Origin of the sequence: Vibrio litoralis DSM 17657 (assembly GCF_000426765.1) — a bacterium.
GTDB lineage: Bacteria > Pseudomonadota > Gammaproteobacteria > Enterobacterales > Vibrionaceae > Vibrio > Vibrio litoralis.
On sequence record NZ_KE384567.1, the window covers coordinates 1 to 26,509 of the forward strand.

Here is a 26,509-nt window from a genome sequence, read left to right on the forward strand (position 1 = left end):
TTGTGGAGGGGTTCCCGAGTGGCCAAAGGGAGCAGACTGTAAATCTGCCGGCTCCGCCTTCGATGGTTCGAATCCGTCCCCCTCCACCATTATTTTTCTTTTTATTATAAAAAAGACATAAAAAACCAACTTTCGCAGTTGGTTTTTTTTCGTCTAAAATCTGCCTCACTTCACATTCCTGTAATAGAAAAGACACGCTCACCGTTAAATTAAAAACAATATATCCATTATATTGTATACAACAAACCCAGCATCAATTTGCACTAGTTTATAACAGCACCTGCACTTTTATGATCCACGCTTCCTTTAATTACAATCACTTACCCATTTTAATTTATTGAATTCCCTCTCCATTCACTCCATTTCCTTTTTGGCACAAAACTTGCCAGTTAGACCTAGCTTGCAGAAATTAACACCACTAATTTACAAATTTGATTGTATTCAATATTGTTGCATTAATGTTAAAGCACACCTATACATACATGGATGCAGAAATATAACTACCCACATGATTTGGGTATATAACAAGAACTGCTAATTCGAACTTAGGAAGGTAGCCCCATAACTACCTATAAGAATCTAGTGGAAGAGACACAAGGAAATGTCATGAAGCTTACATATACGCTTAACCAACGCCCACCTGCTGGAACAACATTACTATTGGCTTTACAACACATGCTAGCATCGATCGGGGGGATCGTTGCGGTACCGCTTATTGTCGGTGCATCGGTCGGCTTACCCGCTGCAGAAATTGCAGATCTAATAAACGCTGCGTTACTCGTTGGTGGTATTGCCACGATTGTTCAATGTGTCGGTCTTGGCCCTGTGGGAATTCGATTACCAGTTGTGATGGGTTCCAGCTTTGCTTTCCTCGGTGTAGCGATTTCTATCGGCAAAGCAGATGGCATGAGTGGCATTATGGGTGCTGCTTTTGTTGGCTCATTCTTAGTGATTTTTGCCAGCTTCTTTATGACGCAAATTAAAAAACTCTTCCCTGATGTGGTGAGTGGCGTTGTCATTACATTAATCGGTTTAACTATTCTACCTGTCGCGATGAGCTGGATTGGCGATGCGCCAAAAGGTAGTGAAGAATTTGCGACCTTACCAAAACTGTTTCTTGCTTTAATCTCACTTGGTATCGTTATCCTAGTCTCAGTGTATTGCAAAGGTATGATCGCAGCCTCTGCCATTGTGATTGGGTTGGTCGGTGGCTACATTGCGGCTTTAACCATGGGTATGGTCGACTTAAATCAAGTCACTGAAGCATCTTGGGTAGGCAGCCCGACCCCTCTTAAATATGGCATGACTTTTTCTTGGGGCGCCATTTTAAGTATGAGTTTGGCTTATATCATTGTGGTTGCCGAAGCCACTGGTGATTTCATGGCACTAGGTGCAAATTGCCAAAAAGAAGTTTCCGGTAAAGATTTAAAACGTGGTGTATTAGGCGATGGCCTAGGTAGTACCCTTTCTGCACTGATGACAGGTATGCCACTGGCTTCATTTAGTCAAAACGTGGGTATTGTAGGGATTACCGGTGTGGCAAGTCGTTATGTTGTTGCTACAACCGGTGGCCTGTTAATTCTTGGCGGTTTATTTCCAAAATTGGCAGCGATTGCGGTAACCATTCCCAAACCCGTTCTAGGCGGCGTTGGTTTCATTATGTTCGGTATGATTGCTTATGCTGGTATTCGTATGCTGATTAAAGCGGCCGATACCAAGCGTAATGCCTTAATCATTTGTGTCAGCTTAGCCTCAGGTTTAGCGGTGACGGTTGAACCACGTTTAATTCAGCATTTACCTCATGCAATGGCGGAATTCTTCCACTCTGGCATCACTACCGGCACTTTGATTGCAATTATTTTGCACCAAATTTTACCGCAAAATCGTAAAGAAGAACTAGCAATGAAAAAGCAAGAAGCGGTTGAAATGGCGAAAGACGAAGAATGTCATTCTCCTGCGTTCAAAGTGATGGAATCAAAAGCAACCATCTCAAAAGCGATTGCCACTATAGCGGCAGAACGTGATGCGGTAAGAAACCAAACCTTGCTTGAGGCGCAATCTGAAGACGATAATTTATCGGACCAACAAACTACCTCACCAGAATCAAAGTCTCGGCTCACCCCTAGTACCGCGATGAAATAATGATACTCAAGGTAAAAGTCGGCATGTTCGGCTTTTGCCTTTTGCAGCTAAAAGTATTAACACCCATAAACATTACCAACCATTAACAAACCTAAAAATAAGACCCTCTCCCCTGAAATGGCTGAGATGGCTAAGGAAAATTATGAATGCCTCAAACGCTTAATACTCAACATTCAGCGAATCAAAACCTAACGACCACTTGGATTAAAAATCCGCTCGATATCTATACTGGCGTCTCGCAAGATGCACGTGGCGGGATTGTGGTTCGTGGCAACACCATCCTTGAGTTGGTCGCTTTAAATTCTGAACCAAGCCACAAGATTGATATTGTCGTTGATGCCAAAAATCACGTTGTCACGCCCGGCTTAATCAATGCCCACCATCACTTTTATCAAACATTAACTCGTGCCTACCCTGATGCGTTAGACAAAGAACTATTCAACTGGCTCAAAACCCTCTACCCAGTATGGGCAGGCCTTGATGAAGAAATGCATGCCCTTTCTACTGAAGTTGCGCTGGTTGAGATGATGATGTCGGGTTGTACAACCGCCTCAGATCACCATTACTTAATTCCAGTTGGCTTAGAGCATGCGATTGATATTCAAGTTGAAACCGCCAAAAAACTCGGCGTTCGCGCCATCTTGACTCGCGGCTCGATGAGCTTAGGGGAAGACGATGGCGGCCTCCCCCCACGCCATACTATTCAAACCGAACAAACCATCATTGATGACAGCTTGAGGCTGATTAACCAATACCACCAGCGTGAAGATGGTGCGATGACGCAGATTGCCTTAGCGCCTTGCTCGCCATTTTCTGTCACCACTGATTTAATGAAAGAAACCTCACGCATTGCTCATCAAGAGAATGTGATGATGCATACTCATCTTTGTGAAACCATTGATGAAGAAGAGTTCTGCTTGCAACGCTTTGGCCATAGACCTGTTGATTACCTTGAAAGTGTCGGTTGGCTAAATGATAAAACTTGGCTGGCGCATGGCATTCACTTTAATGATGAAGAAATCAAACGCCTCGGTAGCGCTGGTGTTGGTATCAGCCATTGCCCAACCTCGAACATGATGCTCGCTTCTGGTATTTGTCGTAATAACGAATTAGAAGCAGCAGGCGTGAAAGTTGGCCTAGGGGTTGATGGTTCTGCGTCTAACGATGGTTCAAACATGATTAGCGAAGTACGTATGGCGATGTACTTGCAACGCTTACGTTATGGATCTGCTAATGTGTCACACCTTGACGCACTACGCTGGGCAACCAAGGGATCAGCGGCTGCAATGGGACGTTCTGACATCGGTACTCTAGAAGTCGGTAAACAAGCGGATATTTCCATGTTTACCCTAGATGAAATTCGTTTCTCTGGCTCACACAACCCACTGGCGGCGTTAATTATGTGTGGCGCACAACAAGCTGACCGCGTGATGATTAACGGCGAATGGCGAGTGCATGATGGTCATGTCATCGGGCTCGACTTGGAAGACTTGTTGATTCAACATCGAGCAGCGGCGAAACGTCTGGCTGAAAAAGCCATGAAGCTGCGTTGATACAAGAAGCTTAGTTAATACATGAAGCTTAGTTAATAAAAGCTACGTTTATATAACGCTAAGTGAATATAGATCCAAGTTAATTGGTTAATAGTTAAACAAAGTCACATTACCTTAACCATAGAGCCCTCAACATGTTAGGGCTCTATACTCCTCTTTCCCCTACCTTTTTCAAACCACCATCACACTATCGATTTCCGCCATTAAAATAACGTATTGATATTGCACTAGATCAAGATTCTCTAATTTCCGCAATGCTAGTTTCTCTACAGTATTAATACTTTAGGGGTAACAAGTATGTTCTATATTCACATGCTGCTGTTGTTAGCAGTGATTTTCACAGGAATTCGGTTTGGCGGTATTGCCTTCGGTTTATTAGGCGGCTTAGGCGTTTCCGTTTTAGCGTTTGTATTTGGTATTGCACCGGGCTCTCCGCCGATCAGCGTTATGTTGATTATTCTTGCGGTGGTTGCAGCATCGGCAACATTAGAGGCAACGGGTGGTTTAAAATTACTAGTTAAGTTTGCAGAAAGATTACTGCGTAAACACCCGAATCAAATCGTCTTTCTAGGGCCATTTTGTACTTATCTTTTAACGGTTCTTGTCGGTACTGGTCACAGTGTTTACCCTCTTCTACCCGTTATCTACGATGTTTCAATTAAAAAAGGCATTCGTCCCGAGCGCCCAATGGCAATGGCTTCAGTTGCTTCGCAAATGGGGATCACCGCAAGCCCAATCGCCGCGGCCGCTGCCGTCGTAATGGCAACCGCTGCCAAAAATGACTTAGACATTTCACTAGTTCATGTATTGATGGTTACCATTCCAGCAACCTTCTGCGGCTTACTCGCTGGTTGTACTTGGAGTCTATTCCGAGGTAAAGAGCTAGATCAAGATGAAGCCTTTATCGAGCGCTGCAAAAACACAGATTTTAAAGCCGCGTTAATTGATGAAGGCGTTGAAGGTGGTAATGATATTGCCAATGCAAAAAAAGCTAAAACAGGTTTAACCGTGTTCTTAGCCGGTATTGCAGTGGTAGTATTTGTTGCGATGTTTGGTAAAGATCTGAATCTGCTACCTCAAGGGGTTGGCATGTCGGTTGCCATTCAGTTCTTAATGTTAGCTGTCGGCGCGATTATTTTGCTATGCACTAAAGTCGATCCAAAAGAAATCGCTAAAAGTAATGTATTTACTGCGGGGATGTCGGCTGTGATCATCATCTTTGGTATTGCCTGGATGAGTGACACCATCATTGAACATCACAAACCTTACTTAATTGAAATGGTGAGTGACATTGTTAGTGTTCATCCTTGGACCTTTGCTTTTGCTATGTTTGCTACTTCGGTTTTCTTAAAAAGCCAAGCAGCGGTACTGACGATTATGTTCCCATTAGGTTTCTCGTTAGGTATTCCACCGGAAGTATTAATCGGGGTTATTCCAGCTTGTTATGCTTATTTCTTCTTCCCATTCTACCCATCGGATCTGGCGGCGATCACCTTTGACCGCTCAGGCACGACGTCGATTGGTAAGTATGTATTGAATCATAGCTTCTTTATTCCAGGTATCATTGGTGTATCGACTGCGACTGTGATTGGTTACTTTATTTCGACTACCTTACTAGGCTAATGTCACAATATACCCATCGTACTTGAAGCTGCAGCTTTGTTGACGGCGTTCATTCACCCCAATCACATAGGCGAGCTATGCTCATGGGGCCTCATTCACTTGTCGCCTCACTTCAACTCCAATTACTTCGGGTATAGACATCACGTACACTAAATACAAAAATGGCTGATCAATTGATCAGCCATTTTTTATTAGAGCTTGATTTATAAGGCTTTAATCCATTATTTCAGTTTGATCGTTTGACCAATCAATAACGATTTTGGATTCTTAATCTCTGGGTTTAGTTGCTGTAATTGATCGACCGTCATATCGTGCTCCTTGGCAATGCGGTACAAGGTATCATTTTCTTTGATCACATAAGCGCTCGACTTATCTTGCATACCTTGTTTGATTTCATCTTGATCCATCGCCAGTTGATCAACTTTATCGGCTAGCTGCTGATTTGACTCTTTTTGAGCTTGTAGATCAGCTTGTAGAGAGCTTAGTTTTTCAGCTTGTTGATTCTGCTGCTCAATCACTTCATCGTTTGAAGCACAGCCAGAAAGCACTAAAGCAGAAGCGAGCATCGTTAGCGTAATGATTTTTTGGTTACTCTTTAACATAGTCAAATACCTTTGATTGCTTTGAGTCTTTAATTTAGTCAATAAACCCTATAAATTTCAAGTGATTTATATTTATTACTGAGATTAATAATATTCAGTCAACCGACATTACCCTCGCCCATGAGGTGAATCTAAATCTAATTCAGGCCCTTTCGGGATCACTTGAGTCGGGTTAATGCCTTTATGACTGAAATAATAATGACGTTTAATATGCTCAAAATTAACCGTTTCTTTGACACCAGGCACCTGATAGAGCTCTTTCATATAGCCTTGAATATTCGGATAGTCCGCGATGCGTTTTAAGTTACATTTGAAATGGCCAACGTAGACCGCATCAAAACGAATTAAAGTAGTAAACAAGCGCCAATCTGCTTCTGTGATGTTATCGCCAACTAAATACCGACTCTCCGATAAGTGCTGCTCTACCTTATCTAATGCCGCAAATAACCCATCAAACGCATCTTCATACGCTGGTTGTGTGGTCGCAAAGCCCGTTTTATACACCCCATTATTGATATTGGGATAAACAAACTCATTCCACAGATCAATTTCCGAACGTAAATCAGTTGGGTAGTAATCATCGGTATTACCGGTTAAGTCATTAAATTCAGAATTAAACATGCGCAGAATCTCTGATGATTCATTACTGACTATGGTGTTGGTTTTCTTATCCCACAGCGTTGGCACCGTCACGCGACCTGAATAATCACTCTTGGCTTGGGTATAAATTTGATGAAGTTTCGTAAAGCCAAATAGCGGCTCAGGCTGACTGAATTCCCAGCCATTTTCCAGCATATCGGGGCTAACGACAGTGACATCAATATGGTCGGCTAATCCTTTTAACTCACGCATAATTAAGGTGCGGTGCGCCCAAGGGCAAGCCAGAGACACATATAAGTGATAACGCCCCGATTCAGGCTGAAATGGCGCATCTGACTTATTTTCAATCCAATTTCGGAAACCGGCATCTTCACGGACAAATTTACCGCCGCTCGATTTCGTGTCATACCACACATCATGCCATACACCTTCGACTAACTTACCCATTGTGCTCTCCTGTTCTGTGTTCTGTTTAATATCTCTCAGTATAAGTAGCCTAGCGCTCAGTCACACCGCAACGAGCTGACGGTTTTGTTCGAAAGATTTGAAGGAGTGAGCCATGATAAAGTCTCTGTTACAATAAAGCCTCAACTCATTCATTACTGACTTCCCATTATGAAAACACCATGTATTGCAGCTTGTAAAAATAACGCGGGGATCTGCTCTGGATGCCATCGCACCATGGGTGAAATTCTGCAATGGAGCAAAATGGATGATGACGCCCACTCGCAAGTAATGGCCAAACTCAGTGGTGAAAAAAGCACGCATGCCTGCCCTGAATGTGGTGACAATACTTTTTGTGATATCGCTGCCGGGAAAGAAACTTGTTGGTGTTTTGAAATAGAAGAGCGTCAAATAACCGAAAATTACGATGTCTGTTTATGCCGCCGCTGTTTGGAAAAGAAACCAGTCGTTTAAAACTCATTGGCTCAAAAATCGGTAATAAAAAAGCAGCACTTTTCAGCACTGCTTTCATTCAGTTAATTTTTAGACCGGATTAATCCACCAGCAAACACGATACCGCATGAACATCAGTACCTTTAATTTGTGGTTTTTGCTCCGCACATTGCGCAGTGGCAATTGGACAACGGGTTCTAAACACACAACCTGATGGTGGGTTGATTGGTGATGGTAAATCCCCTTCCAACATTTGAATCACTTTGGCGCGTTCTTTCTTCGGATCGGGAATCGGCACCGCTGACATCAAGGCTTTGGTGTATGGGTGTTTCGGGTTAGCAAATAGTGCATCTGCCTCGCCGAGTTCTACCGCATTACCTAGGTACATCACCAATACGCGATCTGATATGTGTTTTACTACCGATAAATCGTGGGCAATAAACACTAGACTCAAGCCTAGTTCACGCTGTAGTTCTTTTAGTAGGTTCACTACCTGCGCCTGAATCGATACATCCAAAGCGGATACCGGCTCATCACAAATGATCATCTTAGGATTTAAAATCAACGCGCGAGCAATACCAATACGCTGACATTGACCACCTGAGAACTCATGGGGATAACGGTTAATCACGTTCGGTAACAGACCAACCTTATCCATCATGGCTTTTACTTTGGCTTTCACTTCAGCCTTAGATAGCTTGGGATAAAAGGTCACAAGCGGCTCAGCAATGATGTCACCAACTGTCATACGTGGGTTAAGCGACGCCAGCGGATCTTGGAAAATCATCTGAATTTCTTTGCGCTTTTCACGCTTTTGAACCGCTTGCATGCGAGTTAAGTCTTGGCCTAACCACATGACTTCACCTTCGGTGGCTTCCACTAGGCCAATAATCGCGCGAGCAAAGGTTGATTTACCACAACCAGACTCGCCGACTACGCCCAGAGTCTCACCTTCATATAAGCGAGCATTGACGCCATCAACGGCTTTTAGTTTTGATGGCTTAGACCAAGGCCAAGCGGATTTCGAGGCAATATTAAAGTGAACTTTTAAGTTTTTAATATCGAGCAGTAAGTTTTTATCCGCTAATGCCACTTTTTCAATTTTGGCTTTAAGCTCAACACTGCTTGGTTGTTCTGTTTTTACTTCATTTGTAATGCTCATGACTTCCAAGTCTCCCATTCAGAAAAACAAGCACGGAAACGATCTTCACCAAATGGTAGAAGTTGTGGTGCTTCTTGACGACAACGATCGGTAACGCGGTGACAACGCTCTTGATACGGACAACCGGTTGGCAAACGTAACAAGTTCGGTGGGTTACCTGGAATGGTTGGCAACTCTTCGCCTTCAGTATCAAGACGAGGGATGGCACGTAGTAAGCCTTCGCTGTAAGGGTGGCTTGGTTTGTAGAAGATTTCATCGACCGTACCGTACTCCATAGTACGTCCGGCATACATTACCAGTACTTTGTCACAAGACCCGGCAACCACACCTAGGTCGTGAGTGATCATAATAATTGCGGTGTTAAATTCGTCTTTAAGCTCATTCAACAAGTCCATGATTTGCGCTTGTACCGTTACATCTAGTGCAGTAGTCGGTTCATCGGCAATCAGGAGTTTCGGGCGGCAAAGCAGCGCCATTGCGATCATCACACGCTGACGCATACCACCAGAGAACTCATGCGGGTACATGTTAATACGCTTACGAGCTTCTGGGATTTTCACCGCTTCAAGCATGCGTACCGATTCTTCAAATGCTTCGGTTTTACCCATGCCTTTGTGCAACATTAATACTTCCATTAGCTGATCGCTGACCTTCATATATGGGTTCAATGAGGTCATAGGATCTTGGAAAATCATCGCGATTTGTTCTGCGCGGATCTTGTTAAGCTCTTTTTCTGGCAAGTTTAAAATTTCTTTGCCTTCAAATTTGGCACTACCGCTGATCACACCATTTTTCGCCAGCAAGCCCATGATGGCAAATACCGTTTGGGATTTCCCAGAACCAGACTCACCTACAATGCCAAGGGTTTCACCTTGCTTGATTGAAAAACTTAAATCGTTAACCGCAGTCACCATGCCGTCTTGGGTTTTAAACTCAACCCTTAAATCTTGTACATCTAATAAATTACTCATTATCTTTCCTTAAATTCTATTTGGCTTAGGCAGCAATTAACGATCTTTTGGATCTAACGCATCGCGCAGACCATCACCGACATAGTTAAAGCAGAACAGCGTGACGACCATGAATGCGGCAGGGAAACCTAATTGCCAGATCGCAATCTCCATGGTTTGTGCGCCTTCTTGCAGTAATGCCCCCCAGCTGGTCATTGGCTCTTGCACCCCTAGACCTAGGAAAGATAAGAAAGACTCTGTCAGAATCATGCTTGGTACGAGTAGCGTTGAATACACTGCAACGATACCTAGTACGTTTGGCACAATGTGACGAGTAATGATTTTCCAGTTGCTTACGCCACAAACGTGCGCCGCTTCGATAAACTCTTTATTACGTAGGCTGAGTGTTTGGCCACGTACAATCCGTGCCATATCCAGCCAAGCGATCGCCCCTATCGCAACGAAGATCAAGATGATATTACGACCGAAGAAGGTCACTAGTACGATCACTAGGAACATGAAAGGTACCGCGTATAAGATTTCCAAAATACGCATCATGATACGGTCAACTTTACCGCCGATAAAGCCAGAAGCTGCGCCGTATAAAGTACCAATCAATACCGCAACAAATGCGCCTAGTATCCCAACCATCAAAGAGATTCGGCCGCCCATTAAGGTACGCACATATAAATCTCGGCCTAGGCTATCGGTGCCAAATAGGTGTTCAGCAGAAGGCGCGGCTTGTAGTGAATACCAATCGGTATCGTCATAAGCAAACTGGGCAAACATTGGTAGAAAAATCACTGATAAAGTAATCAACACCAAAATCACCAAGCTCACCATTGCAGCTTTGTTGCGCATAAAGCGAATACGAGCATCTTGCCAAAGGCTGCGACCTTCAATTTCTAAGTTCTCAGAGAACTTTTCGATCGCTTCTAAATTTTCTTTTTTAGTTAACATAGCGTCAGTCCCTGATTAGTAACGAATTTTCGGATCAATGTAAGCCAGTAGTACGTCGACAACGGCATTGAAAAGAATGAAGAGGAAACCAATCAGAATGGTAATTCCCATTACTAGTGAGTAATCACGGTTGAAGGCGGCGTTAACGAACAATTTACCGATACCCGGTAGACCAAAAATAGTTTCGATAACCACAGAGCCGGTAATGATGCCGACAAACGCTGGGCCCATGTATGACACAACAGGAAGTAATGCAGGTTTTAACGCATGTTTAAAAATAATGTATTTGTAGCTCAAACCTTTTGCGCGCGCAGTACGGATAAAGTTACTGTTCAAGGTTTCAATCATGCTGCCACGAGTAATACGAGCAAACGTCGCCACATAAAGCAGAGACATACCAACCATAGGTAAGAATAAATACTGGAAGCCACCGTCTTTCCAACCGCCAGCCGGGAACCAACCTAGGTTAATCGAGAAGATATAAATCAAAACAGGTGCCAATACGAATGAGGGCATAACGACCCCTAGCATGGCGGTCGACATTATGGTGTAGTCTACCCAGGTATTTTGCCGCAGCGCCGCAATGGTTCCGACCCCTACCCCCATAATTACGGTAAATACGAAGGCAAAAAAGCCGACTTTGGCAGATACCGGCAAAGCGGCGTAAACCAATTCATTTACGGTATAATCTTGATACTTAAATGATGGACCAAAGTCACCTTGCAGAATGTTGGTCAAATAAGTGGTGTATTGCACTAATACCGGCTGATCGAGCCCATATTTGGCATTGATATTGGCCATGACCTCAGGAGGTAACGGGCGTTCACTTGAGAACGGGTTACCTGGTGCAAAGCGCATCAGGAAGAAAGACACCGTGATCAATACCAACAAGGTCGGTATCGCTTCGATAAGCCTTTTAAAAATGAATTTAAACATAGTAAAACTTCCAGTTGTGACTAATAAATAGCTTGCTCATTAGCAATGAACATTCCTTGTTATACCCGTTTTACTTGGGTAAATATTATTTTTATTATTATAATTTTGTATTTTTAAACGGTGAGAAAGATTGCTTTAGAAAGATAAAAATAGGTTCTGCATGTCTCCATACAGAACCTAATCTTTAGCAATAATTACTTAGCGATTTTATACAGATCTTTAGTATAAATTTTATCTTCCGCATTATTCATAGGGAAGCCACCAACCAGTGGAGACACTAGACGTGCTTTCACGTATTGGAAGATAGGAGCAATTGGCATATCACGAGCCAATAATTTCTCTGCTTCCGCGTACAAATCAGCACGCTCTTCACCACTTGTCGAGTTAAGTGCTTTTTCCATTACCGCATCATATTCTTTGCTATGGTAACGAGGATCATTCGAGCTGTTGTTAGACTGCATTAGAGACAAGAACGCAGAAGCTTCGTTGTAGTCACCACACCAACCCGCACGAGTTACGTCAAAATTACCCTGACGACGAGTATCTAGATAAGTTTTCCACTCTTGGTTTTCTAGAGTCACATCAACCGCACCAAGTGATTTTTTCCACATAGATGCAATCGCAACGGCATTTTTCTTGTGGTTATCATCAGTGTTATAAAGTAGCTTAAACTTAAGAGGGTTCGATTTGTTGTAACCCGCTTCTTCTAATAACTGTTTCGCTTTTTCATTACGTTGTTTCTGCGTCCAAGTACCGTATTCTGGCATTGTTGGGTGGAAATCAGCCGTAATTTCAGGGGTCAGGAAGTACGCAGGTTTTTGACCTTGACCAAGTAAGATACGAGTCATCACATCACGGTCAATCGTGTAAGACAGGGCTTGGCGAACTCGTGCGTCATCAAATGGTGGTTTAGAGTTATTAAAGCCGTAGTAATATGAACACAAGTTACCTACTACTTTCACATCTTCAGGATGCTCTTTTTGTAAACGTTTAAATTGCTCATTTGGCAACTCATCCGTCATATCGAGTTCACCCGCTAAGAAACGGTTCATTTCAGCATTTTGACTTTCAATTGGTAGATAAGTCACTTGATTGATAACAGTACTGTCGTTATCCCAGTAATTCTTATTGCGCACTAGCACCATGCGCTCATTCAGTACCCAGCTATCCAGCACATAAGCACCGTTACTTACGAAGTGTTCAGGTTTCGTCCACTGATCGCCCCACTTCTCCAGTACTTTTTTATTCACTGGCTTAACCGTGGTATGGCCCATCATTTTCACAAAATAAGGCACGGCAGATTCAAGGCTTACTTCAAGCGTATTCGCATCAATTGCTTTCACGCCAAGGGTTGATTTATCGGCTTTACCAGAAATGATTTGCGCGGCATTTTTCATGGTAGTCATTTCTAAATACCATGCGTATGGCGATGCAGTAGCAGGATCAACTGCGCGTTGGAAAGTAAAGACAAAGTCATCAGCCGTTACAGGATCGCCATTTGACCATTTTGCATCTTTACGTAGGTGGAAGATAAAGGTTTTGTTGTCTTGAGTTTCCCAGCTTTCAGCCACACCAGGAACAACGTTACCGTCTGCGTCTTGGTTAACTAGGCCTTCAAATAAATCACGAATCACATTGGACTCAGGCACACCTTCTGTTTTCTGTGGATCGATAGAAGCAACTTCTGCACCGTTGCCTTTCACCAATTCTTGTTTTTCCGCTAATTTAACGCCTGCTGGTACTTCAGCGGCAGAAACAGAAAGAGAAGCAGCACCGAAAGCAAGGCCGGCACCAAGTAGGATCACTTGAGTGATTTTATTTTTACGCATATGAGTAAACTCCAATTTTTATATTAATGCATCCGTGACATCTTTATATCGATTATAACTATCCAACACTGGTCAATTAGTAGTCTTCACTATTTTTTAAAGATTTGTGCGATTTTTACTCTAACCAATACTGTTATAGCAATATATAGAACGGGACAAGCTATCAATATTTTCTGGGATCCACCACAACAAAATTATAAAAACGTAGCATAGATTACACTTTTCCCCATTAACAGTATGTATATCCAAATGAAATCGATTGCATAGTAAGATTCACTCTAGTTATATGATTTTCAATCTTTTATTGACTACTTTCATAGTTCAATTTTTATCACTTTCAAGTTTAACTTTGACAAGTTTTATCAAATAGAGACTTCAAATAGACTTTGTTTGAAAGATATTTCATAACGCGAATTATTATTTGTATATCGATTCAAAATTATCTTTTTGTTCTTTGTTGACTCTCGTTATCTCATCAACACTGGCAGTGATGCACAAGTGAAGTGCAGGTTTCACCTGATCTTTTTTAGGTGAGCACATTAAGAAAGGACTAAAGAGAGAAATGGTATGAAACGTTTCAATCTCACCGCAGTGAGCATTGCCTTAGCGTTGGGTTCAGCATCCGTTATGGCTGCCCCTTCTGCTCCGAGCTTAGATATGTACGGGTCTAAAAATTTAAAATTCTCCAAAATTGATTTAGCAATGGAAACCACATCAGGTTACAACAGCATGGTTCAGTACCATGAAAATGCTCAAATCGATATTATTTTCAATCAATATAGCGGAGAAACTGGCGACACTTACAACATTTACTTTGATGGTGAAAAAGTCGCAACCGGCCCAATTAGCGGCAGCAAAACGACGGCTTCATTTGAATACTCCCAAGGCGGTGTATATCAAATGGAAATTGAAGCGTGTGATGCAACAGGTTGTACTAAAACGCAACCTGTAGAGCTTTCTATTGCCGATACCGATGGTTCTCATTTAGAGCCATTAACCATGAACATCGACCCAAATAACAAAACCTATAATACTGATCCCAATACAGTTGTTGGTACCTACTTTGTTGAATGGGGTATTTACGACCGCGGCTATACAGTTGATAACCTGCCAGCCGATAATCTAACTCATATCCTTTATGGGTTTATTCCAATCTGTGGACCTAATGAATCACTTCAATCGGTTGGCGGCAATAGTTACAACGCTTTACAAACCGCATGTAAAGGCGTGCCTGATTTTAACGTTGTAATTCATGATCCATGGGCTGCTTATCAAAAGAGCTTCAAGCAAGCGGGTCATGAATACGATACGCCTATCAAGGGTAACTTTGCCATGATGATGGCGCTTAAACAGCGTAATCCTGACCTTAAAATTGTTCCATCTATCGGTGGCTGGACGCTTTCGGACCCATTCTTTTCTTTCACTGATAAATCAAAACGCGATATTTTTGTGGCTTCAGTCAAAGAATTCTTAACTACATGGAAATTCTTTGACGGTGTCGATATTGACTGGGAGTTCCCTGGTGGCGGCGGCCAAGCAGCTGACCTAGGTGACCCTGTAAACGATGGCCCCGCTTATATCGCTTTAATGCGTGAACTGCGCGCTATGCTCGATGAACTCGAAGTTCAAAATGGTAAAGAGTATGAACTGACTTCAGCAATTGGTGTTGGTTACGACAAACTTGAAGATGTCGATTATGCCGATGCAGCGCAATACATGGACTACATCTTTGCCATGACTTATGACTTCTACGGCGGTTGGAATAATGTGCCTGGTCACCAAACTGCCCTTTATTGCGGCAGCTTCATGCGCCCTGGTCAATGTGATGGAACGGGTATGGATGCGGAAGGTGAACCATACAAAGGCCCAGCTTATACTACAGACAACGCAATCAAGATTTTGCTAGAGCAAGGTGTTCCGGCGAATAAATTGGTTGTAGGTGCTACTATGTATGGCCGTGGTTGGGATGGTGTAATGCCTGAAAGCTTAACTGTTGCTGGCGACCCAATGACGGGTACGGGTAATGGCAAACTAACCGGCACGAAAGAACAAGGTGTTTGGGAAGCGGGTGTTATTGACTATAAAGGTGTGAAGAGCACGATGATTGGTCCAAATGGTGAAGGCATCAATGGCTTTGAGACTGGCTATGATGAACAAGCTGAAGCGGCATGGGTGTGGAACCGTTCAGATGGTAAGTTAGTGACTTATGATAGCCCTCGCTCTGTTATCGCTAAAGGTGAATACGTTCGTAGTTTAGGTCTTGCTGGCCTATTCTCTTGGGAAATTGATGCCGATAACGGTGATATCCTTAATGCGATGCACGAAGGTTTAGCGGGTGAAATAACTAACTATGCACCAACCGCAAGCGCAGGTGTCGATCAAACGGTAGTCGGTCCTGCTACAGTAGAACTAGATGGTTCTGCTTCTAGTGATCGCAATGGCAGCATTGCATCATATCAATGGACACAAACTACTGGGCCATCCGTTACTCTGCAAAACTCAAGCTCTGCAACGGCTAGCTTTGATATTGCTGAAGTGACTGAAGTCCAAACTTTAGGTTTCTCTTTAACTGTCACCGATAATGAAGGTGCTGCTGATAGCGATAATGTGGCCATTACCGTTAACCCTGTTGATCTAGAACCAACAAATACTGCACCAGTTGCTAACTTAAGCGCTCCTACTCAAGTTAATGCTGGCGATACAGTAACGGTTGATGCTTCAGGTTCAACTGATGCGGAAGGTGATGCACTGACTTACACTTGGACTCTGCCATCAGGCGTAACGGGTTCAGGTTCAAGCATTAGCTTTGTAGCAGCTGAATATGAGCAAGATACAACGCTTAACTTCACTGTACTAGTCAATGATGGTGAATTGACAAGTGAAGCATCAGCCTCTGTGGTTGTACTGAAAAAGTCAGGCACTACTGATCCAGTTTGTGCCAATGCTTGGGATTCGTCAGCCGTTTATACTGGCGGTGACCAAGTCACACTAGATGGTACTTTATATGAAGCCAAATGGTGGACTACCGGTGAAAACCCAAGTCAAACTGGTCAATGGGGTGTGTGGGAAAACTTGGGCGCAGCCAGCTGTAACTAATTTTTCAAAATTCAAACTAACTAAAAACCAGATTAACTAAAACTCAAAGGCTTACTCATTTTTATGAGTAAGCCTTTCGTTTAAACGTATGTAGTCAAGTTACTTCAAAGTACAAGTTTCAGCCCTCCAAATGCACCAAACCTTTTTACAAAACCAAATCTTGACGTGAACCAGTTAACAAAAGCTCAATCAAATTTCACATTTCCTTAGCATAATCATCTGCCTGACCATACAATCTTCGGCAAATTTTCTGGCATATCAATTACACGCCAAATAATCACCAACAAGAGTGACACCATGCCCAGAAAATCTGTTTTACTAATCCAGTACTCATAAAAGGTAACCACATGAATGCTCAAGTCCATCAACAAGAATGGCAACAAGCTCAAACCATTGCTGAGAACTTACTACCTAAAATTGCTCAGCTCTACCGAAAAAAAGGCGTAGAACTCCTCATGTTTGGTAAGACATTAGTTAATGCCAGTACCATCGACATGATCAAACTGACTCACCTCGCTCATCGCTACACTCACCAATCACTTAATCTACAACAAATTGAACCTCTGATTGAACAGCTTTGCGATATGCCTCTTTCCCCTTGCTATATTGATATTGGCAAACTCAGCCAACAATATAAGCGTCATGAACCCGGCAGTATAGGTCATTTCTTAGTTTCAGAACTGAGAGAGGCGCTAAATGGCCAAACCGTTACCGCTCCTAAAGATGTAGTTCTATATGGTTTTGGTCGAATCGGGCGTTTATTGACGCGACTTTTGATTGAAAAAAGCGGTCCAGGTTACCCGCTTCGTTTACGTGCAGTGGTTGTACGTGGAGGTAAAGGTGGTGATTTAGAAAAACGTGCCAACTTGCTACGCCGTGATTCGGTGCATGGACAATTTAATGGCAGCATCATTATTGACAAGGAAAATAGTGGGTTAATTGTTAACGGCAACTACATCCAGTTTATCTATGCTAATTCTCCACAAGAAGTGGATTACAAACAGTATGGAATTAAAGAAGCGTTAGTTGTGGATAACACGGGAGTATGGCGTGATGCGCAAGGGCTTAGTCAGCACTTAGAATGTCCAGGCAGCTCAAAAGTACTATTAACTGCGCCCGGTAAAGGTGAAATCAAAAACATTGTCTTTGGTGTCAATCATCAAGATATAGAAGCTTGCGATAGCATCGTATCTGCCGCCAGCTGTACTACCAATGCAATAACGCCAGTACTAAAAGCGGTCAATGATCGTTATGGTATTTTATCTGGTCACATCGAAACCGTGCATTCATATACCAATGATCAAAATTTAATTGATAACTTCCATAAAGGCGAACGCCGTGGCCGCAGTGCGTCATTGAATATGGTGTTAACCTCAACTGGAGCGGCTAAAGCTGTCGCCAAAGCATTACCTCAATTACAGGGGAAACTCACAGGTAATGCGATCCGAGTTCCAACGCCAAATGTATCAATGGCAGTGGCTAATTTGAATCTCGAAAAAAACACAAACAAAGAAGAGCTGAACCACTACTTACAACAAATGGCGCATCGCTCTGAGTTATCGCCACAAATTGACTATACTCAATCCACGGAAATTGTTTCGACAGATTTAGTTGGTTCACGTTATCCAGGAGTGGTTGATGGTGCTGCAACCATCGCGCAAGATAATCGCTGTGTTTTATACATATGGTATGACAATGAGTTTGGTTATAGCTGCCAAGTGATTCATTGCATGGAACACATGATGGGCGTTCGTTTCCAAACCTACCCTAAATTAACGTCGTTAGAAGCCTAAACTAAGCCGTTCACAAACACATAGTTCAAAACAAATAAAAGCTTCTGAGCACATATGTTCAGAAGCTTTCATATTATAAAGTATCAATTTTAATCTACTTCCAGCGATCCGCTGCTTTGGTATCTGAATCACGAGATTCTACCCAGCGAACTTCTTCAGTTGTTCGTTCTTTTTTCCAAAATGGCGCTTGGGTTTTTAGATAGTCCATAACAAATTCACAGACTTCAAACGCTGCATTGCGATGAGCACTTGAAACACCAACGAATACAATTTGATCACCCAAGTCTAAATCACCAACACGATGGATCACACGAATATTCAAAAGTGGCCAACGTGATTTCGCTTGTTCACAAATCTGAATTAAAGAACGCTCAGTCATTCCTGGATAATGTTCTAGGCTCAACCCGGTAACCGAATTTCCAAGATTCATATCGCGCACTTTACCAACAAAGGTTACTATCGCGCCCGCCTCCGTACCTTGCGCAAGCTGCTGATATTCCGCGCCGACATCAAAGTCTTCAAACTGTACGCTGACCATTTCTGTAACCATTCCCGCTGAAGACATATTAGCCTCCTGTTACTGGTGGGAAAAAGGCAACCTCATCACCAGCTTTAAGAACGGTATCCATTTTCACCATATCTTGGTTGACTGCCACCAGCAATTTGCCAGATTGTAGCGCTTGCGCCCATTGTTCACCGTTGTTGCATAACTGCTGACGTAGCGCTTCTGCTGTAACCTGATCGGCTTCCACTGTCACTGAATCAACACCCACTAGCTCACGAGTTTGAGCGAAAAATAAAACCTTAATCATTGTTCAACCTTCCGAAGATTATTAAGTTACTTGGGTATAGCAACAAAATGGCCAGACTTACCACCGGTTTTTTCAAGTAACCGAACCTGACCAATCACCATGTCTTTTTGCACGGCTTTACACATATCGTAGATGGTTAAAGCCGCCACTGAAGCCGCGGTTAGCGCTTCCATTTCAACGCCCGTTTTGCCAGCTAGTTTACACACAGATTCAATGCGAACTTGATTGGTTTCCGGTTTAGCTTCTAACTGAACTTCTACTTTAGAAAGCAGTAAAGGATGGCAAAGTGGAATTAAATCCCATGTTTTCTTGGCCGCTTGAATGCCTGCAATACGCGCAGTAGCAAATACATCACCTTTATGATGCGAACCAGACACAATAAGATCTAATGTTTCTTTCGACATGGTGACCCAAGCTTCAGCACGCGCTTCACGTACCGTTTCTTGTTTAGCAGATACATCGACCATGTTGGCTTCGCCAGAGGCATTAATATGAGTAAATTGAGACATGGATTTCATTCCTTATTAGAATTTTTTAAGCGGAAAGATGAGGCATAAAATTACAAGGGCGATGACAAGCGTCAAGCTGCTCCTTGATTAACTTTTCCCAACCCAGACGACATGCACCGGTCGAACCTGGCATCGCGAAGATAACCGTTTGATTAGCCATTCCAGCAATTGCGCGAGATTGTAGGCTCGAAGAACCAATGTCTTCAAAAGACAGCATGCGAAAAATCTCACCAAAACCTTCTACTTGCTTATCAAATAAAGGTTGCAGTGCTTCCGTTGTATAGTTTTTTGCTGTAAAACCTGTGCCACCACTAATTAAGACCGCTTGAATAGCATCATCGGCAATCCATTGAGAAACCAAGGCGCGAATTTGATATTTGTTATCGGCGACAATTTGACGCTCAGCCAATTGGTGCCCTACTTGCTGAAGTTGCTCAGCAAAATAATCACCCGATGTGTCATTTTCAGGAGTTCGAGAATCCGATACGGTCAGGACTGCAATTCGTGCAGGTTTAAACTCAGCAGCAACACGTGCCATGTTGATAACCTCAAAAAATCAAAATAATAACGAAGAATTAACCGCCGATAGAGGCCAAATGTGGCGTCATACCCGTTTTGCCTTCTTGCAAGAAGTGGCTGACGGATTTGGTATCGAGCGCACCTTGAATTCGTGCGATAAGATCTTTTTCTTGCTCATCCTGTTGCAACAAATCACGCAACTCTACGCCTTCTTCGCCAAATAAACATAGATGCAGTTTACCTGTCGCAGAAACACGCAGACGATTACAGGTTTCACAAAAACCTTTTTCATACGGCATGATCAAGCCAATTTCACCTTGATAGTCAGGATGTACAAACACTTGCGCCGGCCCATCATTGGCTTCTTTTACTTTTAACAACCAACCATTGGCGATTAGATGATTACGAATACTGACACCAGATTGATGCTGTTGCTCAAATAATTCATCCATCTCACCGGTTTGCATTAATTCGATAAAACGTAATTGAATTGGGCGGTCTTTAATCCAGTTTAAAAAGCTCGGTAACGCATGGCCATTAAACTGCTTCAGTAACACCACGTTGACTTTGACTTGTTGATACCCGACTTCAAATGCGCGGTCGATGCCGGCCATCACATCATGAAATTTGTTTTCACCGGTAATTTGATGAAACAAACGAGGATCAAGGCTATCAACACTGACATTAATATGCGTTAAACCGGCCTCTTTCCAATCACCAACTTGTTTAGCCATACGGTAACCGTTGGTTGTGGTCGCAACCTTAGTAATGCCTGAGGTTTGCGCAACGGATGCAATAATGTCATTGAAATCTTTGCGTAGTGTAGGCTCACCACCTGTAATGCGAACCTTGGTAGTGCCACAGTCTACAAACGCATTTACAATACGTTTAATTTCAGCTTGATTTAAAAAAGACGAGTTTTTGTGACCATTTGGCTTATAACCATCAGGTAGACAGTAAGTGCACTTAAAATTACACACATCGGTGATCGACAGGCGCAAATAATAAAACTTGCGCGAAAAACGATCGACAAATTGAGGGTTTTCTGTGGATGATGTGGATGATGCCACATCGGATACGCCCGAAAAATCAGGAGTATATTGGGAAACTAATTGAGTCACGAAACACCTTTCCAAATACGGGAGGAAGGCTCATTTCTAAACCAACCCTGGTGACAGTATGTCACTGGCTTTAAAAACGTATTCAATCGTCATTGATACAACGAATAATGAACTTAGTGATTAACGCTCGGAGTTATGACGTGATTACTGATAAATAGATCAGCAACACTGTTTTTAAATGGTACGCAACAAAATGAGATTTTTCCATACCCATTTAGGCATAAGGTCGTTATATTTAGTTAATCGATATCAAAGAATTGTCATTTAGCCTGATTTCAAAGGTCAATTCATTAGAGAATCCAATTTATGCCCATTCATAAAACCAAAAAAGTCGTCGCGATTGGTGGCGGTCATGGCCTAGGCCGTATGCTTGCCGCACTAAAAGATTTTGGTGCTAACGCCACCGGTATTGTGGCGACCACTGACAATGGGGGATCCACCGGACGTATTCGCCAATGCCAAGGTGGTATTGCTTGGGGTGATACCCGAAACTGCATCAACCAACTGATTACCGAACCGAATATTAGTTCGATGATGTTTGAGTACCGTTTTCGTGGTGCCGGTGAATTAAACGGCCATAACCTCGGCAATTTAATGCTCACCGCACTAGATAACCTCTCAATTCGCCCATTGGACGCCATTCACCTGATTTGTGATATGTTGAAGGTTGAAGTCAATATTGTGCCCATGTCCGAGCACCCTGCCGATCTGACTGCATTATCAAAAACCGGCAAATGGGTACGTGGTGAAACCAATGTCGATGACATGTCTGAACCTCTACAGCGTTTATATGTAGAGCCTGAAGTGCCAGCAACTGAAGAAGGCATTGACGCCATTTTGTCGGCGGATTGCATTATCTTAGGCCCAGGCAGTTTCTTAACCAGCATTATGCCGCCACTATTACTACCTGATATTGGCAAAGCCATCGCCCAAAACACCCAAGCCAAGCTAGTGTTTGTTGATAATCTGGATAATGAATTTGGCCCAGCTGGAATGATGAGCCTTGAAGAGCGATTAAAATGGTGCCAACGAGCTTGCGATGGCAGACAGGTAGATGTCCTACTTGGTGAAAACTTTTCAGATGGGTTAGATAAAAACTACCAATGTGTTGAAGTTAATCTCGCCTCACCTAACCATGAATGGCGTCATGATCGTAAAAAGCTTCAGCAAGAAATTGAGAAGATTATTTTGCAATAAGTAACGTTGCTCGGAAACTCGTTTCTCGTGACTCGATAAATACATCGAGCAATGGGAAACAAAGCGTCCAAGCGACAAAAAACGATTATCTCTTTTAACTATTTACAATAAACAACGCTGCTCGGAAACTCGTTTCTCGTGACTCGACAAATACATCGAGCAACGAGAAGCGGAGCGTCCAAGCTACGAGAAGCGATTAACTATTCACAATAAACTGCGCTCTTAATTTCTCAATCTCATCGCGTTTTTGTGCCGCTTGTTCAAACTCCAGATTTTGAGCGTGCTGGTACATTTCACTTTCCAGCTGACTTATTTGTTTCTCAAGTTGCTGTGGTGTTAACGCTTGATATTCAGCCGCTTGCTCTGCCACTTTAGATAGTGAAATCACATTACTGTCTTTCTTGCCTTTGCGAGTGCCGACATGACCCAGTTCCATGATATCTTGAATGCTTTTCTTCAGCGCTTGAGGCGTCGTTCCCATTTCTTCATTATATTGCTGCTGTTTAGCACGGCGACGTTCTGTTTCATCTATTGCTTTACGCATCGATTTGGTAATACTGTCACCATATAAAATCGCTTTACCTTGTATATTACGTGCTGCTCGACCAATGGTCTGGATCAATGAACGTTCTGAACGCAAGAAGCCTTCTTTATCAGCATCTAAAATTGCCACCAAAGATACTTCAGGCATATCCAAACCTTCTCGAAGTAAGTTAATACCCACTAACACATCAAACTCACCTAGGCGTAAGTCTCGAATAATCTCAACACGTTCAACCGTATCAATATCTGAGTGCAAATAACGGACTTTGACATCATGCTCGGTGAGATATTCCGTCAAATCCTCCGCCATACGCTTAGTTAAAGTGGTCACAAGTACACGTTCATTAACTGCAACCCGCAGGCGAATTTCCGATAATAAATCATCTACCTGCGTGGCAACCGGACGAACTTCAATTTCAGGATCGAGTAACCCAGTAGGACGCACCACTTGCTCAGCCACATCACCACCCGATTTATCTAACTCATACGCACTTGGCGTGGCTGAAACATAAATAGTCTGCGGCGCGAGCGATTCAAACTCCTCGAAACGCAGTGGTCGGTTATCTAACGCCGAAGGTAAACGAAAACCAAACTCGACTAAGGTTTCCTTACGTGAACGGTCGCCTTTATACATCGCGCCAATTTGCGGCACTGTCACGTGAGATTCATCGATAATAAGCAGACCATCATGAGGTAAGTAATCAAAGAGAGTCGGTGGTGGCTCACCCTCTTTGCGTCCACTTAAATAGCGTGAGTAGTTTTCGATACCAGAGCAGAAACCCAATTCATTCATCATTTCGATATCAAACTGAGTACGTTGCGTAATACGCTGATCTTCTAATAGCTTATTGTTTTCTCGTAGTACCTTTTGTCTTTCAACCAACTCATCTTTGATATCTTCAATGGCTTCAAGAATGCGTTCACGCGGTGTGACATAGTGGGTTTTAGGATAAATAGTGGCACGAGCAATATCTCGCTGTTTAATTGCGCCGGTTAGCGGATCAAAAATGCTGATGCATTCTACTTCTTCATCGAACATTTCCAGACGAATGGCATCATGTTCAGAATCGGCTGGGAATACGTCTATCACTTCACCTCGAACTCGGAAGTTACCTCGCTCAAAGACCATGTCATTTCGGCTGTATTGCAGCTCGGCTAAACGACGAATAATATCACGCTGCTCTAAAATGTCACCACGACGAATGTGCAGCATCATCTTTAAATAAGAATCCGGATCACCCAAACCGTAAATAGCCGACACTGAGGCAACAATAATCGCATCTTTACGTTCAATTAAAGACTTGGTGGCAGATAAACGCATTTGCTCGATGTGGGCGTTAACCGAAGAATCCTTTTCAATAAAGGTATCTGTGGTAGGCACATACGCTTCCGGCTGATAGTAGTCATAGTAGGAGACAAAATATTCGACCGCGTTATTAGGAAAGAAGCTTTTCATTTCTCCATATAACTGCGCAGCAAGCGTTTTATTTGGGGCAAGTAAAATCGTTGGACGCTGCGCTTTAGCGATCACATTAGCTAAGGTAAATGTCTTACCCGAACCCGTCACACCTAATAACGTTTGATGGGCTAAGCCGGCCTCTAACCCTTCAGATAACTTTGCAATCGCCTCTGGCTGATCGCCGGCTGGCTTATAATCGGAAACCAGTTGATACAACTTACTCATACTTGCCTCTTAAATGGAGAATTCTCGGCGGTTTATTCGATTGGTTGACCTTACCACAAGCCTATTATGAACGCTTTAAATCGCGGTCGGTTATGTGACAGTTTTATTAACTAAAATATGGTCTGAAAAAAGTCATTTTTACTCTAGCTTACCCTATTACAGTTTGGTAGCATTCTCGTCCCGCAAAAAATCTCATCCAACCTTTCACCTACTTTTCATCCACGGGTTTTCCCCAAAAAGTTGTTGATTTTACATTTTCATTAATATTTATCTTTTTTACCCACAAACCTCTTCCAATAAAACAAAACAATAAAACAAGTTAAAACAATAGATTACATAGTTAGAATTATATTTCCTCGCCTTTAGCTTCTAAGCATAAATACTTGCTCAAGTTTCATTAACACACTTATCCACAAATTTAGTGGATAACTACACAACCGCCTTATCTGATACGGCTTACAAAAAAGTAAAGAGAAAAAAAGTATTATTTTTCACTTTTTTGTCGCCTTCTGCCGTTGACAGTCTGTTTCACCATAGCTAGAATCCTGCCCATAACTTTTCCCTGTTAGTTCAGTTGGTAGAACGGCGGACTGTTAATCCGTATGTCGCTGGTTCAAGTCCAGCACAGGGAGCCAAATACTAAAAAGCCGCATCGCTAAAATGCGGCTTTTTTTCGTTCATTTTTCATGCATTCCATCATTAATTACTCAATACCTTCAAATACCTATTTCCTGTAGGTTGTTATTAACGTCACAAATGACGATAATGTTGGGATCATTATTAACCCAAAGAGACGATATGACAGACTATCTACTGTTGCTTGTTGGCACTGTTCTGGTCAACAACTTTGTTCTGGTTAAATTTCTCGGTATTTGCCCTTTCATGGGTGTATCTAAAAAACTTGAAACCGCAATCGGCATGGGCCTTGCGACGACTTTCGTTTTAACCTTAGCATCCGTCTGTTCATACTTAGTGCAAACTTACATTTTGCGACCACTAGGGATCGAATATCTACAAACCATGAGCTTTATCTTAGTGATCGCTTTCGTGGTGCAGTTCACTGAAATGGTGGTACACAAAACTAGCCCGACTTTATATCGTCTTCTTGGGATATTTTTACCTCTGATTACCACTAACTGTGCAGTATTAGGGGTGGCTCTTCTTAATATCAATGAAAACCATAACTTTATTGAATCCATTATTTATGGTTTCGGTGCTGCGGTTGGCTTCTCGCTTGTTTTGATTTTGTTTGCTTCGATGCGTGAGCGTATTGCCGCAGCGGATGTCCCTGCGCCATTTAAAGGTGCTTCTATTGCCATGATTACCGCAGGGCTAATGTCTCTGGCCTTTATGGGCTTCACAGGTTTGGTGAAATAATCCATGACTACCATCTTGATTGCGGTTGCCGCTATTGCCGCCCTCGCCGCTATTTTCGGCGTTATTTTAGGATTTGCTTCGATTCGTTTTAAAGTTGAAGCCGATCCTATTGTTGACCAAATTGATAATATTTTACCGCAGACCCAATGTGGTCAATGTGGCTATCCCGGTTGTCGTCCATACGCTGAAGCGATTGCGAATGGTGATGAAATCACGAAGTGCCCTCCGGGTGGACAAGCAGGTATTGAGAAATTAGCCAACTTGATGGGAGTAGACGTCCCAACCGATTCAAATGGCGTAGAAGACGCGGTTAAAACCGTCGCCTTTATTCATGAAGATATGTGCATTGGCTGTACTAAATGCATCCAAGCCTGCCCTGTCGACGCGATAGTGGGTGGCACTAAAGCGCTGCACACCGTCATTCAAAGCGAATGTACTGGTTGCGATCTTTGTGTCGCACCGTGTCCAACTGATTGTATTGAAATGATCCCAATTGAAACAACACCAGATACTTGGAAGTGGCAGTTGGAGCTTATCCCGGTTATTACCGATCTTGAACCATCATCAGCCTCTGCTGACTCTAAAGACCAAACCGTGAGTTAAA

At 42.8% G+C, this 26,509-nt stretch carries 22 protein-coding genes, 2 tRNA genes and 1 riboswitch; of the genes, 11 read left to right on the forward strand and 13 right to left on the reverse strand.

The genetic code is table 11. The features are described 5' to 3' along the window. Positions 1-4 precede the first annotated feature (4 nt). From K358_RS0113590 to K358_RS0113605, 4 genes are all read left to right on the forward strand, one after another. Positions 5-89: transfer RNA gene (locus K358_RS0113590), tRNA-Tyr, on the forward strand. Between the two features lie 517 nt (positions 90-606). Continuing rightward, a complete protein-coding gene (locus K358_RS18560; RefSeq protein ID WP_038150226.1) occupies positions 607-2,142 on the forward strand; it encodes a nucleobase:cation symporter-2 family protein in 1,536 nt (511 codons plus the stop codon). Between the two features lie 146 nt (positions 2,143-2,288). Further along, positions 2,289-3,695, forward strand: a complete 1,407-nt coding sequence (locus tag K358_RS0113600) for an 8-oxoguanine deaminase (RefSeq protein ID WP_051241326.1) — start codon at positions 2,289-2,291, stop codon at positions 3,693-3,695. A 297-nt stretch (positions 3,696-3,992) separates the two neighbouring features. Continuing rightward, positions 3,993-5,318, forward strand: coding sequence for an anaerobic C4-dicarboxylate transporter (locus K358_RS0113605; RefSeq protein ID WP_027697334.1), 1,326 nt, complete (start codon positions 3,993-3,995; stop codon positions 5,316-5,318). 221 nt (positions 5,319-5,539) lie between these two features. On the opposite strand, the gene K358_RS0113610 is transcribed toward K358_RS0113605, so the two are convergent. Continuing rightward, a complete protein-coding gene (locus K358_RS0113610; RefSeq protein WP_038150228.1) occupies positions 5,540-5,920 on the reverse strand; it encodes a LysM peptidoglycan-binding domain-containing protein in 381 nt (126 codons plus the stop codon). Positions 5,921-6,028: 108 nt separating this feature from the next. Beyond that, on the reverse strand, positions 6,029-6,967 hold the full coding sequence (locus tag K358_RS0113615) for a glutathione S-transferase family protein (protein ID WP_027697336.1): 939 nt from the start codon (positions 6,965-6,967) through the stop codon (positions 6,029-6,031). Between the two features lie 168 nt (positions 6,968-7,135). Here K358_RS0113615 and K358_RS0113620 point away from each other — a divergent pair, with 168 nt between their 5' ends. Next, positions 7,136-7,438 carry a cysteine-rich CWC family protein gene (locus K358_RS0113620; RefSeq protein ID WP_027697337.1) on the forward strand — a complete coding sequence of 101 codons (303 nt, stop codon included), beginning with the start codon at positions 7,136-7,138 and terminating at the stop codon, positions 7,436-7,438. A gap of 79 nt (positions 7,439-7,517) precedes the next feature. On the opposite strand, the gene oppF is transcribed toward K358_RS0113620, so the two are convergent. From oppF to K358_RS0113645, 5 genes are all read right to left on the reverse strand, one after another. Then, complete coding sequence (gene oppF, locus K358_RS0113625) at positions 7,518-8,579, reverse strand: murein tripeptide/oligopeptide ABC transporter ATP binding protein OppF (protein WP_156888746.1); 1,062 nt, start codon at positions 8,577-8,579, stop codon at positions 7,518-7,520. Further along, positions 8,576-9,550 (reverse strand): ABC transporter ATP-binding protein, encoded by a 975-nt coding sequence (gene oppD / locus K358_RS0113630; RefSeq protein WP_027697339.1) that lies wholly within the window; start codon positions 9,548-9,550, stop codon positions 8,576-8,578. Before oppD ends, oppF begins: the two co-directional genes overlap by 4 nt. Positions 9,551-9,586: 36 nt before the next feature. After that, entirely contained in the window at positions 9,587-10,489 is a 903-nt protein-coding gene (gene oppC, locus K358_RS0113635) for an oligopeptide ABC transporter permease OppC (RefSeq protein ID WP_027697340.1), read from the reverse strand. Between the two features lie 15 nt (positions 10,490-10,504). Further along, entirely contained in the window at positions 10,505-11,425 is a 921-nt protein-coding gene (gene oppB, locus K358_RS0113640) for an oligopeptide ABC transporter permease OppB (RefSeq protein ID WP_027697341.1), read from the reverse strand. 194 nt (positions 11,426-11,619) lie between these two features. Further along, positions 11,620-13,254, reverse strand: coding sequence for an ABC transporter substrate-binding protein (locus K358_RS0113645; protein ID WP_027697342.1), 1,635 nt, complete (start codon positions 13,252-13,254; stop codon positions 11,620-11,622). A 567-nt stretch (positions 13,255-13,821) separates the two neighbouring features. On the opposite strand from K358_RS0113645, the gene K358_RS0113650 reads away from it, so the two are divergent. Together K358_RS0113650 and K358_RS0113655 are read left to right on the forward strand one after the other, a co-directional pair. Next, complete coding sequence (locus K358_RS0113650; protein WP_027697343.1) at positions 13,822-16,350, forward strand: glycosyl hydrolase family 18 protein; 2,529 nt, start codon at positions 13,822-13,824, stop codon at positions 16,348-16,350. 347 nt (positions 16,351-16,697) lie between these two features. Further along, on the forward strand, positions 16,698-18,143 hold the full coding sequence (locus K358_RS0113655; protein WP_027697344.1) for a glyceraldehyde-3-phosphate dehydrogenase: 1,446 nt from the start codon (positions 16,698-16,700) through the stop codon (positions 18,141-18,143). Between the two features lie 94 nt (positions 18,144-18,237). On the opposite strand, the gene moaE is transcribed toward K358_RS0113655, so the two are convergent. Genes moaE through moaA form a run of 5 tightly spaced genes read right to left on the reverse strand, consistent with a single transcriptional unit; the run spans position 18,238 to position 21,053 of the window. Then, positions 18,238-18,708, reverse strand: coding sequence for a molybdopterin synthase catalytic subunit MoaE (gene moaE / locus K358_RS0113660; RefSeq protein WP_244875260.1), 471 nt, complete (start codon positions 18,706-18,708; stop codon positions 18,238-18,240). 1 nt (position 18,709) lies between these two features. Continuing rightward, on the reverse strand, positions 18,710-18,955 hold the full coding sequence (gene moaD / locus K358_RS0113665; RefSeq protein WP_027697346.1) for a molybdopterin synthase sulfur carrier subunit: 246 nt from the start codon (positions 18,953-18,955) through the stop codon (positions 18,710-18,712). A 26-nt stretch (positions 18,956-18,981) separates the two neighbouring features. Continuing rightward, complete coding sequence (gene moaC / locus K358_RS0113670) at positions 18,982-19,464, reverse strand: cyclic pyranopterin monophosphate synthase MoaC (RefSeq protein ID WP_027697347.1); 483 nt, start codon at positions 19,462-19,464, stop codon at positions 18,982-18,984. A 25-nt stretch (positions 19,465-19,489) separates the two neighbouring features. Beyond that, the gene (moaB, locus tag K358_RS0113675) at positions 19,490-20,002 is read right to left on the reverse strand and encodes a molybdenum cofactor biosynthesis protein B (RefSeq protein ID WP_027697348.1); all 513 of its coding nucleotides are present in this window, start codon (positions 20,000-20,002) and stop codon (positions 19,490-19,492) included. 37 nt (positions 20,003-20,039) lie between these two features. Then, positions 20,040-21,053, reverse strand: coding sequence for a GTP 3',8-cyclase MoaA (gene moaA, locus K358_RS0113680; protein ID WP_027697349.1), 1,014 nt, complete (start codon positions 21,051-21,053; stop codon positions 20,040-20,042). 39 nt (positions 21,054-21,092) lie between these two features. Then, positions 21,093-21,249: riboswitch (molybdenum cofactor riboswitch) on the reverse strand. Positions 21,250-21,410: 161 nt separating this feature from the next. Between moaA and yvcK the strand changes: the two genes are divergently transcribed. After that, on the forward strand, positions 21,411-22,301 hold the full coding sequence (gene yvcK / locus K358_RS0113685; RefSeq protein WP_027697350.1) for a uridine diphosphate-N-acetylglucosamine-binding protein YvcK: 891 nt from the start codon (positions 21,411-21,413) through the stop codon (positions 22,299-22,301). 196 nt (positions 22,302-22,497) lie between these two features. Here yvcK and uvrB read toward each other — a convergent pair whose 3' ends face one another. After that, entirely contained in the window at positions 22,498-24,528 is a 2,031-nt protein-coding gene (uvrB, locus tag K358_RS0113690) for an excinuclease ABC subunit UvrB (RefSeq protein WP_027697351.1), read from the reverse strand. Positions 24,529-25,087: 559 nt separating this feature from the next. Here uvrB and K358_RS0113695 point away from each other — a divergent pair. From K358_RS0113695 to rsxB, 3 genes are all read left to right on the forward strand, one after another. After that, positions 25,088-25,163 (forward strand) — tRNA-Asn (locus K358_RS0113695). A gap of 163 nt (positions 25,164-25,326) precedes the next feature. Further along, positions 25,327-25,905 carry an electron transport complex subunit RsxA gene (gene rsxA, locus K358_RS0113700; protein WP_027697352.1) on the forward strand — a complete coding sequence of 193 codons (579 nt, stop codon included), beginning with the start codon at positions 25,327-25,329 and terminating at the stop codon, positions 25,903-25,905. Positions 25,906-25,908: 3 nt separating this feature from the next. Further along, on the forward strand, positions 25,909-26,508 hold the full coding sequence (gene rsxB / locus K358_RS0113705) for an electron transport complex subunit RsxB (RefSeq protein WP_027697353.1): 600 nt from the start codon (positions 25,909-25,911) through the stop codon (positions 26,506-26,508). Position 26,509: the final 1 nt, after the last annotated feature.

Bases quoted from the DNA above. Each gene is read 5' to 3' on its own strand.
- yvcK (WP_027697350.1), top strand. From the start codon at position 21,411: ATGCCCATTCATAAAACCAAAAAAGTCGTCGCGATTGGTGGCGGTCAT.
- moaC (WP_027697347.1), bottom strand. From the start codon at position 19,464: ATGTCTCAATTTACTCATATTAATGCCTCTGGCGAAGCCAACATGGTC.
- K358_RS18560 (WP_038150226.1), top strand. From the start codon at position 607: ATGAAGCTTACATATACGCTTAACCAACGCCCACCTGCTGGAACAACA.
- K358_RS0113600 (WP_051241326.1), top strand. From the start codon at position 2,289: ATGCCTCAAACGCTTAATACTCAACATTCAGCGAATCAAAACCTAACG.
- moaB (WP_027697348.1), bottom strand. From the start codon at position 20,002: ATGGCACGTGTTGCTGCTGAGTTTAAACCTGCACGAATTGCAGTCCTG.
- K358_RS0113620 (WP_027697337.1), top strand. From the start codon at position 7,136: ATGAAAACACCATGTATTGCAGCTTGTAAAAATAACGCGGGGATCTGC.
- K358_RS0113645 (WP_027697342.1), bottom strand. From the start codon at position 13,254: ATGCGTAAAAATAAAATCACTCAAGTGATCCTACTTGGTGCCGGCCTT.
- rsxA (WP_027697352.1), top strand. From the start codon at position 25,327: ATGACAGACTATCTACTGTTGCTTGTTGGCACTGTTCTGGTCAACAAC.
- oppB (WP_027697341.1), bottom strand. From the start codon at position 11,425: ATGTTTAAATTCATTTTTAAAAGGCTTATCGAAGCGATACCGACCTTG.
- oppF (WP_156888746.1), bottom strand. From the start codon at position 8,579: ATGAGCATTACAAATGAAGTAAAAACAGAACAACCAAGCAGTGTTGAG.
- rsxB (WP_027697353.1), top strand. From the start codon at position 25,909: ATGACTACCATCTTGATTGCGGTTGCCGCTATTGCCGCCCTCGCCGCT.
- K358_RS0113605 (WP_027697334.1), top strand. From the start codon at position 3,993: ATGTTCTATATTCACATGCTGCTGTTGTTAGCAGTGATTTTCACAGGA.
- oppC (WP_027697340.1), bottom strand. From the start codon at position 10,489: ATGTTAACTAAAAAAGAAAATTTAGAAGCGATCGAAAAGTTCTCTGAG.
- uvrB (WP_027697351.1), bottom strand. From the start codon at position 24,528: ATGAGTAAGTTGTATCAACTGGTTTCCGATTATAAGCCAGCCGGCGAT.
- K358_RS0113655 (WP_027697344.1), top strand. From the start codon at position 16,698: ATGAATGCTCAAGTCCATCAACAAGAATGGCAACAAGCTCAAACCATT.
- K358_RS0113650 (WP_027697343.1), top strand. From the start codon at position 13,822: ATGAAACGTTTCAATCTCACCGCAGTGAGCATTGCCTTAGCGTTGGGT.
- oppD (WP_027697339.1), bottom strand. From the start codon at position 9,550: ATGAGTAATTTATTAGATGTACAAGATTTAAGGGTTGAGTTTAAAACC.
- K358_RS0113610 (WP_038150228.1), bottom strand. From the start codon at position 5,920: ATGTTAAAGAGTAACCAAAAAATCATTACGCTAACGATGCTCGCTTCT.
- moaE (WP_244875260.1), bottom strand. From the start codon at position 18,708: ATGTCTTCAGCGGGAATGGTTACAGAAATGGTCAGCGTACAGTTTGAA.
- moaD (WP_027697346.1), bottom strand. From the start codon at position 18,955: ATGATTAAGGTTTTATTTTTCGCTCAAACTCGTGAGCTAGTGGGTGTT.
- K358_RS0113615 (WP_027697336.1), bottom strand. From the start codon at position 6,967: ATGGGTAAGTTAGTCGAAGGTGTATGGCATGATGTGTGGTATGACACG.